The sequence below is a fragment of the Flavobacterium sp. ASW18X genome, assembly GCF_005144745.1.
Classification (GTDB): Bacteria; Bacteroidota; Bacteroidia; order Flavobacteriales; family Flavobacteriaceae; genus Croceivirga.
The window spans coordinates 134,348-148,976 of record NZ_SWKK01000004.1 but is presented as its reverse complement, the minus strand read 5'-3'; the positions used below and the strand labels follow the sequence as shown (position 1 = coordinate 148,976).

General features: G+C 36.7%; 11 protein-coding genes. 4 read left to right on the top strand and 7 right to left on the bottom strand.

From position 1 onward, the window contains the following. Positions 1–35: 35 nt before the first annotated feature. Complete coding sequence (locus FBT53_RS03435; protein WP_136949769.1) at positions 36–479, top strand: hypothetical protein; 444 nt, start codon at positions 36–38, stop codon at positions 477–479. Here the strand turns inward: FBT53_RS03435 and FBT53_RS03430 are convergent. The 5 genes from FBT53_RS03430 to FBT53_RS03410 are packed head-to-tail and all read right to left on the bottom strand — an operon-like array spanning position 476 to position 8,326. Beyond that, positions 476–2,011 carry a YifB family Mg chelatase-like AAA ATPase gene (locus FBT53_RS03430; RefSeq protein ID WP_136949768.1) on the bottom strand — a complete coding sequence of 512 codons (1,536 nt, stop codon included), beginning with the start codon at positions 2,009–2,011 and terminating at the stop codon, positions 476–478. The genes FBT53_RS03435 and FBT53_RS03430 overlap by 4 nt on opposite strands. A 55-nt stretch (positions 2,012–2,066) precedes the next feature. Beyond that, complete coding sequence (locus FBT53_RS03425; RefSeq protein WP_136949767.1) at positions 2,067–4,460, bottom strand: penicillin acylase family protein; 2,394 nt, start codon at positions 4,458–4,460, stop codon at positions 2,067–2,069. Between the two features lie 49 nt (positions 4,461–4,509). Then, positions 4,510–6,468 carry a protein-disulfide reductase DsbD gene (locus FBT53_RS03420; protein ID WP_136949766.1) on the bottom strand — a complete coding sequence of 653 codons (1,959 nt, stop codon included), beginning with the start codon at positions 6,466–6,468 and terminating at the stop codon, positions 4,510–4,512. Then, entirely contained in the window at positions 6,469–7,773 is a 1,305-nt protein-coding gene (gene tilS, locus FBT53_RS03415) for a tRNA lysidine(34) synthetase TilS (RefSeq protein ID WP_136949765.1), read from the bottom strand. It abuts the gene before it with no gap. Between the two features lie 19 nt (positions 7,774–7,792). Then, the gene (locus tag FBT53_RS03410) at positions 7,793–8,326 is read right to left on the bottom strand and encodes an NADPH-dependent FMN reductase (RefSeq protein WP_136949764.1); all 534 of its coding nucleotides are present in this window, start codon (positions 8,324–8,326) and stop codon (positions 7,793–7,795) included. Between the two features lie 128 nt (positions 8,327–8,454). On the opposite strand from FBT53_RS03410, the gene FBT53_RS03405 reads away from it, so the two are divergent. After that, positions 8,455–9,651: a heparan-alpha-glucosaminide N-acetyltransferase domain-containing protein gene (locus tag FBT53_RS03405; RefSeq protein WP_136949763.1), complete on the top strand. Its 1,197-nt coding sequence runs from the start codon at positions 8,455–8,457 to the stop codon at positions 9,649–9,651. A 111-nt stretch (positions 9,652–9,762) separates the two neighbouring features. Here the strand turns inward: FBT53_RS03405 and lpdA are convergent, their stop codons facing one another. Then, positions 9,763–11,169: a dihydrolipoyl dehydrogenase gene (gene lpdA / locus FBT53_RS03400; RefSeq protein WP_136949762.1), complete on the bottom strand. Its 1,407-nt coding sequence runs from the start codon at positions 11,167–11,169 to the stop codon at positions 9,763–9,765. 64 nt (positions 11,170–11,233) lie between these two features. After that, entirely contained in the window at positions 11,234–11,692 is a 459-nt protein-coding gene (locus FBT53_RS03395; protein ID WP_010516576.1) for an Lrp/AsnC family transcriptional regulator, read from the bottom strand. Positions 11,693–11,842: 150 nt separating this feature from the next. Between FBT53_RS03395 and FBT53_RS03390 the strand changes: the two genes are divergently transcribed. Together FBT53_RS03390 and nhaC are read left to right on the top strand one after the other, a co-directional pair. Then, entirely contained in the window at positions 11,843–13,063 is a 1,221-nt protein-coding gene (locus tag FBT53_RS03390; RefSeq protein ID WP_136949761.1) for an aminotransferase class I/II-fold pyridoxal phosphate-dependent enzyme, read from the top strand. A gap of 70 nt (positions 13,064–13,133) precedes the next feature. After that, complete coding sequence (gene nhaC / locus FBT53_RS03385; RefSeq protein WP_136949760.1) at positions 13,134–14,615, top strand: Na+/H+ antiporter NhaC; 1,482 nt, start codon at positions 13,134–13,136, stop codon at positions 14,613–14,615. The last annotated feature ends 14 nt before the right edge of the window (positions 14,616–14,629 follow it).

The window sequence follows — 14,629 nt, the reverse complement described above, 5'->3', positions numbered from 1 at the left end:
AAATCATGAATTAAAAACCAAAGACACCTACTTACATGACATGCTGTGATTGTAAAAAAGACATAAGTTTTTTAGAGCAACAAAAGTCCCTAGAAAAATATGGGGTTGCACTATGCCAAAGGCACAGTTCGCTTATCGACAAAATTAGAAGGAATAATAACACTCCTTTAGAAGCGGTACAGCTATACTATGCTTTAAAAGAGGCAGGGACTAATCCTATGCTTGAATGGTGGGATGGACATAAGTCTATAGATATTGCTATTTCTAGAGTAAAATTAAACATTGAGGTAGAAACAGAATACCAAATGCTTACGCATGAACAGGCTATACAAGATTTAGAAGAAGCTATGCATTCTTTTAAAAATGGTTTCACTACCATACGTATACCCAGCGTTGTAATAAAATATTACTTAGCAGATACCGTACGTAACATACAAGGTATTATGGAAGGGTTAAAGGCTAACATCAAAGTGATTTAACCCAACCACCCTTCTCTGTCTAAGCTTCTATATTGAATTGCTTCAGAGATATGAGTACCATTTATAGCCTCATCATTGGATAAATCTGCAATTGTACGTGCTACCTTTAAAATTCGGTCGTATGCTCTTGCAGATAAATTAAGACGTTCCATAGCAGTTTTTAGCAACTCTTTAGATGCGGCATCTAATTTACAGTACTCCCTAATTTGCTTCGTATTCATCTGAGCATTATAATGCACCTTATCCAAATCTGCAAAACGTATAGTTTGCAACTCTCTAGCTTTCATAACACGCTCCCTAATTGCGCTGCTACTCTCCCCTTTTCGCTCGTCTGACAATTTATCAAAAGGTACAGGTGTTACTTCTATATGTATATCAATACGGTCTAGTAATGGACCAGAAATTTTACCTAAATAGCGCTGCATTTCTGCTGGTGAAGAAGTTACGGGTGCATCTGGGTCATTAAAATAACCTCCAGGACTTGGATTCATACTAGCAACCAACATAAAACTGCTGGGATAAGTCACTGTAAATTTAGCTCTAGAAATAGTAACATCTCTATCTTCTAAGGGTTGGCGCATGACCTCTAAAACAGAGCGTTTAAATTCTGGTAATTCATCTAAAAAAAGAACCCCATTATGCGCTAGAGATATTTCTCCTGGTTGTGGATACGTACCTCCGCCCACAAGTGCCACGTCTGAAATGGTATGATGAGGAGACCTGAATGGTCGTTGACTCATGAGCCCAGCATCTTTTACCTTACCAACCACACTATGAATTTTTGTGGTTTCTAGAGCTTCATGCAACGTCATAGGCGGCAAAATGGACGGTAAGCGCTTAGCAAGCATGGTTTTACCAGCACCAGGAGGACCAATTAATATAATATTATGCCCCCCAGAAGCAGCAATTTCCATGCAGCGCTTAATACTTTCTTGTCCACGGACGTCAGAAAAATCGAACTCGGGAAATTCTAATTGCTTGTAAAATTCCTTCCGCGTATCGATTACGGTTTGTTCTAATGGCTCATTATTATCAAAAAAATCTATTACCTGTTTAATATTTTCAACGCCGTAAACTTCTAACTTATTTACAATAGCAGCTTCTTTAGCGTTTTGTTTGGGTAAGATAAATCCTTTAAAACCTTCTTCTTGTGCTTTAATGGCGATTGGCAGAGCTCCTTTAATTGGCTGTACCGTTCCATCCAGAGATAACTCGCCCATAATAAGATATTTATCTATTTCTGGGCTTTTAATCTGGCTTGAAGCTGAAAGAATACCGAGCGCTAACGTTAAATCGTATGCAGAGCCCTCTTTACGCAAGTCTGCCGGAGCCATATTTATGGTAATCTTTTTACCTGGTATCTTGTATCCATTGTTTTGTAAGGCTGCGGCTATACGGTAATTGCTTTCTTTTATTGCATTATCTGGCAAACCAACTAAATGATAACCTATTCCTTTATCTATATTTACTTCTACAGTGACAGTTGTAGCCTCCACGCCAAAGACAGCGCTGCCATAAACCTTAATTAACATAAATTGTTAGTGTTTGCGTCTAATATAATCCTTTTTAGGGGAATGCATACAATTCTTATTTCAACGGCTTTAGAACCAACACATTCTTAGATTTTTCCTGTATTTCTTTTTTATTCATCAGCATTTTACGAAACTCGCCCTTTAAATACTTGGCTGTTTGATCTTTATAATGACTACTAAAGGGATTACCAGATTGCCCAGTAGGTAATATACTTACACTTTCATCTATGTTAGAAAAATCAATCACTCTACGAGTAGATGGTCCGGAAGACACCTTATAAAAACCACTATCGTCATAGGGAAAAGACATATTGTTAATGACTTCCCGACTACCCTCAACCGGAAATGGTCCTACATTAAAAAAAGAACGCAAAATTTTTACTTTACCTATTGGATGCTCAAATTCTATAGTGTGAACTTTATCCCATGTCCAATTCTTATAATCGGGTCCAAAATCTTTAACCAAAGAAGTATATGCTTCCCCTATAGACTTAATTACTATATCTTCCTTGGTCTCTACCTTGTCGTTTGTATTAACATCATCCCACCACTTTCCATCTTTAAAACTTATAGCTGTAGATAAATGTCGCTTCATAAGGTTAGTCTCCATAAATTGACTAAAAAGCTCGGGACCCAATTCGTCCTCAAAAGAATTTTTAAATACATAATACACGCATCTGTGGTAAAATGTTGCTGCAATAGAATTTAAAGGATAATCCCCTTTCCAACTATTAAGCATATCTAAAAGTTCTAACTGTTCATCTGTATATGGCGATACATCTACAAGTCGTAGGGACGAATTTATAATCTCTGCGTTCATTGCAGAGGTTACATCGGTTATCATTTTTTGAGTTGATTTTACATCCCAATCGTCTTTCGGCTCCAGAAGCGAAACTATTCTTTTAGCTCTATTATCTGGTAAATAATATCCAGGATATAAATTACCAGCAATGGTATCTGGTTGATTGTTGGCAGAATATACGTATCCCCAATCTGGATTTATTGCCCGTGGATTTTTACTAAAATCTAACCATTCTACGGGCTCATCTTTTCCCGAAACTCCGTTGAGTATAAATTTAGTATTTACACTATCTGGCATTTTATATAATGCCGCAGAAGCCCACCATGCTACATTACCTTGCTTATCGCCGTACATCACATTTAAACCTGGTGCGTGAATATTAGGCAAAGCAGACTTAAAGCTTTTAATGTCTTTCGCTTTAATCATACCATGCAACCCTTCTAAAACCTTATTTTCTTTTTGGGTATATACCCAGTACATTGCTACAGGCTTATCCCCATTTATCTGATTAGCTATTCCGTTTAAAATAGGACCATGCCTACTCACCTTATAACTAAATTTAACATCTTCTTCGCCTTTAACTTTAATAGTCTTATCCACCCAATTATAGCTAGCCCAACCCTCTGGTGTTTTATATTGGGTAGAATCCGTAGGATGGGGTGTTTCGTAATAAAAATTGATATCATCATTTTGAAACATGGTTAATCCGTAGGCTATATTTCTGTCATGCCCCAATAACGGAAAAGGGATTCCTGCAAGGTGATATCCATATTTTTCATAGGTTGGAGTTTTTACATGTGCCTCATACCAAACAGATGGTTGCGCAAAACCTATATGTGGGTCATTTGCAAAAATAACTTGTCCGCTTTTTGTTTTCTTGGGTCCTAAAACCCAACTATTACTGCCTTCTAACTTAGGAATGGGCAACTTTGCTAACGCTTTTTCTGAAGCTTGCATTAGTGTTTTGGAAAGACTATCCGTAGAAGAGGTAAAAGATTTTATTCTGACCCCCACCGTATCTGCATCTATGGCTAAATTTTTAATATAATCGTACCCTAAATTCTCTTTAATATGCGTTAATAATGGGTCCGTTTTATGGGCTTGCGCAAATGAAAATGCCATATAACCTACTGTGTTATAAATATCTTCTAACTTAAAAGGCGTTTTATCCAAGCCTGTTAAGTAAAACTCTATTGGTGTAGGCCCTTCTTCTATAAATGTGTTTATTCCTTCTAAATATGCTAAACTTAGCTGCGCCATTTCACCATCCTTATCTAAGTTAGCAACAGTTTCTTTTGCGTGTTCATCTATACCTAAGCTGAGCATAAATTTATCCGTACTAAGCAAGTCCTTTCCAAATACTTCTGAAAGGCCCCCTTTAGCAATACGTCGCATCAATTCCATCTGCCATAAACGGTCCTGAGCATGTACATAGCCTAAAGCCTTATAGGCATCTTTATCTGTCAGCGCATAGATGTGAGGTATTCCGTAAGTGTCGTAGTAAACTTTTACTTCTGCAGCAATTCCGTTTAACTCTTTAGTACCATTATAAGTAGGTTTTAAAGAGTTAATAAATACGAAAAGAAAAAAAACAAAAATCAATAAAACACCCAAAAAGCTCAGCAGCACTTTTTTGAATCTTTTCATGTACTTTAATCGTTGGTTGAGCGACTAATTTAATGAAATTGTTAAGATTTTATCTAGTGTTTAGCCCGGTTTTTAGCCAATTTAAATAGGTATTTTTATCCACGTATTGTACGGCCTCTGTAAGTACTTCTAAATCTGGTGATAGTAAAACATAGTAAGGTTGAGAAGCTGCATTAAAATTAACAGTCTGAAACGTTCCCCATTTTTGCCCAACTGTTTTAATAGCTTTAATTCGACCACCATCATATTGAAATTTAAACTGTTCCTCTTCCGCTAATTCCTTACGGTCATCCACATAAAGTGATATTAAAACATACTTTTCTTTAAGAATAGGATAGATTTCAGGGTCGCTCCATACATTTTCTTCCATTTTACGGCAGTTTACACATGCCCAACCTGTAAAATCTAATAAAATTGGTTTGTTTTCCGCTTTAGCGACCGCCAAACCCTCTTCAAAATCTTTATAACAATCAAGTCCTAAGGGACAATCTGACTTTTGTTCGGTAATTGAATAAAAGTCTGGAGGTGGAAACCCGCTTAAAACTTTTAGCGGAACCACTTTTGCTAGTCCTAAAATTAAAAAGAGACTAAAACCAAGGCTAACCACACCAACAATTTTTCTACCTGCAGACAACTTCTGCTTTGGACCATCATGCGGAAATCTAAAAATACCAAATAGATATAGTGTCAGCAATACAAAGACTATAATCCATATAGCTATAAAAACCTCTCGTTTTAATAATCCCCAATGCCCTACCAAATCAGCATTAGAAAGAAACTTAAAGGCTAAGGCTAGCTCTAAAAAGCCTAACACCACTTTTACTGTAGTCATCCATCCACCAGATTTAGGTAAAGAATTTAACCAAGCTGGGAATAAGGCAAAAAGCATAAAAGGTAATGCTAAGGCAGCTCCAAAACCCGTCATCCCTGCCGTTAAATTATTGGCCACACTACCTTCTGCTAGTGTTGTGCTTCCTAGTAAACCACCTAAAATAGGTCCTGTGCAAGAAAAGGATACTATAGCTAACGTAATAGCCATAAAAAATATGCCTAAAGCACCACCAACTTTATTGGAGGCACTGTCTAATTTATTTGCCCAAGAACTTGGTAATGTAAGCTCATAATACCCAAAAAAAGAAAAGGCAAAAAAGATGAAAATGATAAAGAAAAAAAGATTGAGCCAAATATTAGTTGCAATGGTATTTAATACCTGAGAGTCTACTGAATTAAATACATGAAAGGGCATACTTAATAAAAAGTATATAAGAACAATAAAAAAACCATAAAGCAATGCATTTTTAATACCCTTTGCCCTGCTACCAGTATGCTTGGTAAAGAAGGAAACTGTCAAAGGAATGAGAGGGAAGACACAAGGGGTAAACAACGCAATTAACCCTCCTAAAAAACCCAGTCCAAACACCACCCAGAGACTGTTTTTAGATGGACTAGCTACTCCATCCGCTCCATTTAAACGTTCTTTTTTCTTTAAATCCAATTTAAGGGCATCAGTCATTGCTAAACTTTTATCATCTAGCTTTTCTGTCACTACATTTAAAGCGGAACCATCTAAAGAGATATTAAATTCTTCTTCCTTTAAAACGCAAACTTCTTTACAAATTTGATAATACAGCACTACTTTTAACTGGTTAATTGCTTTGTTATTAAGCTTTATTTTTTGTTTAAAAAGTGCTTCATTTTTAAAAAAGGTCTCATCCACATCAAATACTTCGGTGTATTTAGTATAGGTTTTACCCTCTATCGTTTTTCCTAGTAATTCATAATCTTCTCCTTCCCCCACAAATTCGAACTCACTTGGCATAGAACCACCTTCTGCGGTATATAGAGAATAGATGTACCAGTCTTTTAAAATACTTGCTTTAAACTGTAACTCATATTCTGTTTCAGATAGTTTTTGTACCTGATGAGACCAAATAGCTGGCGATTCTTCAGTTTGAGCAAAAAGTACATTGGTAATTAATACAAATAAGAACAGGAAATTTTTTTTCATTTAATATAAAATCACTTTTACAATTTGAGTAGTATCAGCAGTTACACGATATCTATGGTCTAAACGATGACCTACAACCCAAATTATGTCTTCACCAGAACACAGCAACCACTGTTGTTCTTTAGCTATAATACTCATTTTTTTATCCTTGAAATACTTAGACAGTTTCTTTTTGCCCTGCATTCCGATGGGATAAAAATAGTCGGCATTCTGCCATTTTCTTAACACTAACGGATACTTTAACAAATCCTTATTTAAATAAGCAATGTTTTGATTCTTTTCTTTAATCGTATCTACTTCTTCAAATCGCAAAGAAATTGGCCGTACTATTTGACTCATTTCTTTTTCTATAAAAAATTCATTTTCTGTTGCTGTACATAGAGTTAGCAATAGCAACTCTTCTCTATCTTTAACCAATCTGTGTGTTGTAGAATAAATTTCTTTACCACTTGTACTCTGTAACATTCGCAATAAATCTTCCCATTGTGTAAAGCCATAGGGTTTAAAGAGTAGATGCAGATGTGCATCTAAAGGTTGTAGATTTTGTAAATCACTTATAGGAATACGAGTACCGTATTCACCTTGCATAAAATATTCTTTTCTAAGGCGATTGGCATATGCCTCTAAAAGCGTAGCCGATTCTTTTAAATAACCTAGGGTTTGAATAAAATTCTGGTCAAAATTAGGATGCAAACGTTCTAATTCTGGCACAATTTTATTCCGGATTCTATTTCGGATATACTTGTTGCTTTTATTACTACTATCCTCTCGCCATTGAATACGGTGATTCCTAGCATAAGCCATTAGCTCTTTACGCGTAAAAGGTAACAAAGGTCTATTATATTTACCATTTATGGCTGGCACACCCAAAAGGCCATCTATACCTGTACCTCTAGATAAATTAATTGTAAAAGTTTCTAAACTATCATTAGCGTGGTGACCTGTAAGCACAAAGTCATAACCATTTTTTTGGCAAAGTTCCTCAAAATATTCATATCGTAATTCCCGTGCAACCATTTGTATGGAACCGCCCTGTTTTCTTTGTATTTCCAAGGTATTAAACCCTGTGCTGTGCAAGGGCACCTGTAATGATTTTGCCAGTTGGCGCACAAAATCAGCATCACCGTCACTCTCTTCACCTCTTAAATGGTAATTGCAATGTGCTAAACTTATATTAAGCCTACAAGCTTTTGCAAAATAAGCCAATAGCACACTATCTATACCTCCACTACATGCCACAAGTATTTTTGCAGAGAATAAATGTGGAAAATGCCGTTCTAAATGAGCTTTAAATTGGTCCAACATAGCTGGACAAAGGTACGGTTTACAAAGAATCTAAAAAGCTAGACAATGCCTTATTATATTCAGCTTCTAAATGGGAATCTAAAATTCCTTTTTCCGCGCTAAGATTAGCCATAAAACTAGGTAGGGAAAAAGTGGCTATTACTTCTGCTCCAAATCTTGGTAACAAAGCAGACACAGATGTCAATGCACCATTTGCGCCGCGTTGTCCTGTAGAAGTTGCCATTAATAAAATCTTTTTGTTTGCTAGAAATTTACGGTCTACTCTGGATAACCAATCCAATAAATTTTTAAAATAAGCAGACATACTTCCATTATGTTCATTCACAGAAATAATTAGTGCGTCTACTTTTTGAATGTCATTTTTTAACTCTATCAAAGAATTAGAATACCCTTCTTTTTCCTCTAAATCTTCACTAAACATAGGAAATGGATAATTGGCAAGATTAAGTGTTTGTATTTGGTGATTTTCTATTTGAGAAACTGTGTAAAGCACCAGTTGATAATTAATAGATTTTGAAGAATTACTCCCAGCGAATGCCAATATATTAGCCATAGTGATTTATTGATTATTTATCCCTAAAATAACTTAAATATCAGCCATTTGATTGTTTTTTACCTAATTTTGCGGCATTAATAATCCATGGATGGTTATTTTGAGTATATCCATACAAATAGTTGCATGTGAGTTCAAATTCTAAACGACTCTTTTTTATTGATGCCATGCGCGCATGGGCAATCTTGATGATGCTACAAGGCCATTTTATAGATGGATTATTAGACCCAGTATTTAGACAACCTAATAATTTAGCTTATTCTATTTGGCTTTACTTTAGAGGCATAACAGCCCCTGTCTTTTTCACTGTCTCTGGATTTATTTTTACCTACTTATTGGTAGCTGCCCCGGAAATTGGCTGGAAAAATCCTAGAGTTAAAAAGGGGATTCGCCGTGGATTGCAACTATTATTTATAGGTTACCTCCTTCGTTTAAATTTATTCGGGTTACTCAAAGGAGAACTCTATGACGGTTTTTTTTTGATAGACGTTCTACAATGTATAGGGCTATCTATTTTGGGTATAATAACTACGTATATAATCACCGCTAAAAGAAAAGCTTGGATATTTCCTAGCGTTTTAATAAGCATTACTCTATTCCTCTTCCTTTTAGAACCGATATATAAAACATGGACTTTTGAAGGGTTACCCATTGGTATCGCTAATTATTTCACAAAGGTTAATGGCTCTGTTTTCACTATTTTTCCATGGTTTGGTTATGCAACGGTTGGTGCTTTTTTATCGCTCCTCTTTACCAAATTCAAGTCCTATAGAAACCTATATTTCATAGCAATTCCTGTGGCTTTAGTAATAGGCTACTTACTGCTTTTTCAATCTTCTAATTTATTTGAGGTTTTACTAGCTCAAACCCAGTGGAAGCTTTTTGAGCTTATTTTAAATAATAACTATTTGTTTATACGTCTAGGAGATGTTTTTCTAGTTTTTGCAGTCTTCATGCTTTTAAGGCAAGCCTTAACGCATAAAACCATTCTAAAAATTGGAGGGAGTACCTTAACTATCTATGTAATGCATTTTATCTTACTTTATGGAAGTTTTACAGGCTTAGGTTTGTATAAATTTTTGCATCACGATTTGACTCCCGCCATGGCAATTCCTGGAGCACTAGCATTTATGTTTATTTGCACTTACCTTTCTTTGATGTATATGAAGCACGAAGATGAAGTTAAAACACAAATTAGTTATGCTGGAAAACAAACCTTAATACATTTAAATAACGGTGTCGCATTTGCTATTCCAATAGTAAAAATGGGTATTTCCCGTTTACGTCTTTTTATAATTCGACTATTTATAGGTGTTCGAAGTTAATGCGAGGATACGTAAGTATATTGCATGATTAGAACTATCAAGACAAAAATTAAAAAATCCCGAAACTAAATATTTAGTTTCGGGATTTTTTATGGTAAAATGAATAGTAAATTAAACGTGTAAAGCCCTATCATCTGTTGCCGCTAAAGCAGCTTCCTTAACCGCCTCTGCAAATGTAGGGTGCGCATGGCTCATACGCGAGATGTCTTCCGCTGACGCGCGGAATTCCATAGCAGTAACTGCTTCGGCAATTAAATCCGCACAACGGGCACCAATCATATGAACCCCCAACACTTCATCTGTTTGCTTGTCTGCAATAATTTTAACAAAACCATCTATATCCATGCTTGCACGGGCACGCCCCAAAGCACGCATAGGAAATTGACCTACTTTGTAACTAATACCATCTTCTTTTAATTGCTCTTCTGTTTTACCAACAGCGGCAACCTCTGGCCAAGTATACACTACACCAGGAATTAAATTATAATCTATATGTGGTTTTTGCCCAGCTAAAATCTCCGCTACCATGGTACCTTCCTCTTCTGCCTTGTGGGCTAACATAGCGCCACGTACAACATCACCAATGGCATAGATATTAGAGACATTTGTTTGTAAATGATCATTTACCACTACCCTACCTCTATCGTCCAATTTTACACCAGCCGCTTCTGCATTTAGACCATCGGTATATGGTTTTCTACCTACGGATACCAAACAATAATCGCCCTTGAACTCAACTTCATTGCCTTTTTTATCGTCTGCTTTTACTACCACTTCATCACCAACACGCTCCACGGACTTTACTTTATGAGAAAGCGCAAATTTCACTTTTTGCTTCTTCATCACTTTAGTAAGTTCTTTGGACAAAGCACCATCCATACCTGGAATTATGCGGTCCATATATTCAATTACCGTAACCTCTGCTCCTAAGCGTTTGTATACTTGACCTAGCTCTAGACCTATAACACCACCACCAATAACTAATAGGTGTTTTGGTATTTCTTTAAGTTTTAAGGCTTCGGTAGATGTAATAATTTTTTCCTTGTCAATAGAAATAAAAGGCAAGCTAGACGGTTTAGAACCGGTAGCAATAATGGTATTTTTTGCTTCAATGGTCTCTGTACTACCATCGTTCTTAGCTATAGTAATTGTAGTAGCATCTTTAAAACTACCTACACCTTCAAAAACTGTTATCTTGTTTTTATCCATCAAGAACTGAACTCCCTTAGTAGTTTGCTCTACCACGCTGTCCTTTCTGGCTATCATTTGTGCTAAATTCACCTTAATCTCTCCGGGAATTTCAATTCCGTGCTCTTCAAAATGTTTAACGGCATCCTCGTAATGGTGAGAGGAATCTAATAATGCTTTAGAAGGGATACATCCTACATTTAAGCAAGTTCCACCAAGGGTAGCGTATTTTTCTATTATAGCTGTTTTTAGGCCTAACTGGGCACAACGTATAGCAGCAACGTAGCCTCCAGGTCCAGAACCGATAACGGCCACATCAAATTGACTCATAAATTCAGAATTCAGTATTTAAAACAAAAATACCACATAAAATTGGTATAGAAAACTAGCGTAATTAGATGTAAACGGCGGTTGTTTTTTTAACCTGATTAATCACAAAAGAACTTTGCGTACTACCAATCTGGTCTATAGCTGTTAATTTATTAACCATAAACTCCCTGTATTCCTGCATATTAGCCACATTCACCAGCACAATGTAATCATAATCACCACTAATATGTTGGCACTCTTGTACTTCTTGCAATTGTTGTATTTGATGCTCAAAACGTAACACATTTTCCTTTGTGTGTTGTATCAACTTAATATGGCAATACACCGTAAAGCTTTTTTGCACCTTTTTTTTATCTACCAACCCAACATAATCTGTAATAATGGCATTGCGCTCTAACCGCTTTATACGCTCAAAAACAGCCGTCGTGGACAACCCTAATTCTAAAGCATACGCTTTTGTAGTCTTTTTACAATCTTGTTGCAATAGGTTCAGTAGTTTTTTGTCCGTTGCATCTAGTTCCATCTTAATGTTATTCGTTAAACATCAGTTTAAAGATAGTAAAAGTGATTAATTTTCTAATAATTATAATAAAACTGAATTAAATTCTTCATTTTATAAACTCTATTGATAAATACGCTTTTAAAATTGATTTTTACCAAAAATAGTTCTATCATGAAAAGCAAAGCCGCACAGAAATTACAAGACTTACATTACTTTGGCGAATTTGGAGGTGTTAATCCATCAATATCCGATTCTTCTACCTATACCTTTTTATCTGCTAAAACCATGTTCGATACCTTTGAGGGAAATACTGAAGGTTGTTACTTGTATAGCAGACACTCCTCCCCTTCTAATTTATATTTGGGTGAAGCACTAGCAGCATTGGAGCAGACAGAATCTGCCAACGTATATGCCAGCGGCATGGGAGCCATTACAGCGGTAATAATGCAATTGTGCAGTACTAATGAACATATAGTAACCAGTAGAACCATTTATGGCGGCACCTACGCATTAATGAAGAATTTTTTACCAAAATTCAATATTAATAGCAGTTTTGTTGATATTACTAAATTGGAAGCTGTAGCTGCAGCCATTACCCCAAAAACCAAGATGATTTACTGCGAAGCGGTTAGTAATCCACTCTTAGAAATAGCGGATATTACAGCACTTGCCCAATTGGCAAAACAACACAATATTCCCTTAGTAGTGGATAACACTTTTTCCCCGCTAAGCATTAGCCCGGCAAGTCTTGGTGCGGACATTGTAATTCACAGTTTAACCAAATTTATTAATGGCACCAGTGATTGTGTAGCTGGCGTGGTGTGTGGTACTACAGACTTTTGCTTAAGTTTAAAAGATGTAAATGATGGTGCTGGTATGCTTTTTGGCAGCACGCTGGATAGCCTACGCGCCGCTTCCATCCTGAAAAATATGCGCACCCTGCATATCCGGATTAAAAAACACAGTGAAAACACCCATTATTTAGCCAACAAGTTTGAAGCGGATGGTTTAAAAGTGGTTTATCCCGGTCTGGCATCCCATCCTGGGCACGAAACCATGCTAAAACAATTGAATCCTGAATACGGTTTTGGTGGTATGATGACTTTAGACGTTGGCTCTTTGGACAAGGCGAATGCGCTGATGGAATTGATGCAGCAAGAAAACTTGGGATACCTTGCGGTAAGCTTAGGATTCTACAAGACCTTATTTAGTGCTCCGGGAACTTCTACCTCTTCTGAAATTCCAATAGAGGAGCAAGAAGAAATGGGCCTTACGGATGGTTTAATACGTTTTTCTATAGGTTTGGACCATGATATAGAACATACATATAACGCGATGAAAAGTTGCATGCTAAAACTTGGAATTCTAAATAGTTCCACAGTCACAGCATAATTAGAAGCATTTTACGGCTTGCAGAACCTAGGTCAAAGTCGTAATATTACAGGATTGCAACTTGTATTACATGGCAGATAACAAACCAAACTACGAACACAGAGAAAACGAGAATATAGTTTCTAACAGAGAATTAAATATTTGGGAAGCCTTATTGCCTGTTTTTATTCTTGTAGGCATGCTTGCCTTTAATGTATTTGTTTATGGAGACGATGCCCTAAGCGGTTCCAACCAATTTATTCTATTACTTGGCGCAGCTGTTGCTGCCATTGTTGGTTTTTTTAATAAAGTATCTTACCAACAAATGATGGATGAAGTAGCAGAAAATGTGCGGTCTACCACAGGTGCATTGTTGATCCTTCTTATGGTTGGTGCACTTTCTGGCACATGGCTTATCAGCGGTATTATTCCCAGCATGATTTATTATGGGCTGCAAATTTTAAACCCAACCATATTCTTAGCGGCCTGTGTTGTTATTTGTGCCATTATATCTATTGCAACAGGTAGTAGTTGGACCACCGCTGCTACAGTAGGAATTGCGTTAATAGGTATTGGAGAAGCCTTAGGTATTTCTTTGGGGATGACAGCGGGCGCTGTACTTTCTGGGGCCTATTTTGGTGATAAAATGTCGCCTTTGAGTGATACTACCAACTTAGCCCCTACCATGGCGGGTGGCGAATTGTTTTCTCACATAAAATACATGACCATTACTACAGTACCTACGGTAATTGTTACTTTGGTTGTATTTATCATCCTTGGTTTCACCATAGAAACAACAGGAACCGCACAAACTGATGCCTTACTGGGTACTATTAGCAGTACTTTTAATGTGAGCGGTTGGTTGTTTTTAGTACCCGTAGTTGTTGTGGCCATGATTGTAAAAAAAGCACCACCGTTGTTGGCCTTACTGGTAGGTACGCTTTTAGGCGGTTTATTCGCACTTATATTTCAGCCAGAAATTGTTGCAAAAATAGGGGGCGGAGAAAGTCTAAATCTACAGACAGCATACAAAGGAATAATGGATGCCATTACAGTAGATGTGGCAATAGAAACCGATAATAGTAGCCTAAACGACTTGTTTTCTTCTGGAGGTATGAAAGGGATGTTAGGTACTATTTGGCTTATTCTATGTGCTATGGTCTTTGGTGGTATTATGGATGGTATTGGCGCGTTGGAAAGAATTACTAAATCCCTACTAAAATTAGCCAAATCTACCTTTGGGTTGTTCGCTAGTACCGTAGGTAGCTGTTTGGCATTAAATATAACGGCTTCTGACCAATATTTGGCCATAGTTGTGCCCGGTAAAATGTTTTCTAAAGCCTACGAGGAAAGAGGTTTAGCCCCAGAAAACTTAAGTAGAACATTGGAAGATTCTGGAACAGTAACCTCCGTTTTAATTCCTTGGAACACTTGCGGGGCTTACCACAGTAGCGTACTAGGTGTTGGCGTAGCGGAATACGCTCTTTTTGCCATCTTCAACTGGTTAAGTCCATTAATGACGCTCTTATTTGCAGCATTGAATATTAAGATTAAGCAATTAGAATCAAAATAAATTATTAGGAGCAA

Bases quoted from the DNA above. Each gene is read 5' to 3' on its own strand.
- FBT53_RS03435 (WP_136949769.1), top strand. From the start codon at position 36: ATGACATGCTGTGATTGTAAAAAAGACATAAGTTTTTTAGAGCAACAA.
- FBT53_RS03430 (WP_136949768.1), bottom strand. From the start codon at position 2,011: ATGTTAATTAAGGTTTATGGCAGCGCTGTCTTTGGCGTGGAGGCTACA.
- FBT53_RS03425 (WP_136949767.1), bottom strand. From the start codon at position 4,460: ATGAAAAGATTCAAAAAAGTGCTGCTGAGCTTTTTGGGTGTTTTATTG.
- FBT53_RS03420 (WP_136949766.1), bottom strand. From the start codon at position 6,468: ATGAAAAAAAATTTCCTGTTCTTATTTGTATTAATTACCAATGTACTT.
- tilS (WP_136949765.1), bottom strand. From the start codon at position 7,773: ATGTTGGACCAATTTAAAGCTCATTTAGAACGGCATTTTCCACATTTA.
- FBT53_RS03410 (WP_136949764.1), bottom strand. From the start codon at position 8,326: ATGGCTAATATATTGGCATTCGCTGGGAGTAATTCTTCAAAATCTATT.
- lpdA (WP_136949762.1), bottom strand. From the start codon at position 11,169: ATGAGTCAATTTGATGTGGCCGTTATCGGTTCTGGACCTGGAGGCTAC.
- FBT53_RS03395 (WP_010516576.1), bottom strand. From the start codon at position 11,692: ATGGAACTAGATGCAACGGACAAAAAACTACTGAACCTATTGCAACAA.
- FBT53_RS03390 (WP_136949761.1), top strand. From the start codon at position 11,843: ATGAAAAGCAAAGCCGCACAGAAATTACAAGACTTACATTACTTTGGC.
- nhaC (WP_136949760.1), top strand. From the start codon at position 13,134: ATGGCAGATAACAAACCAAACTACGAACACAGAGAAAACGAGAATATA.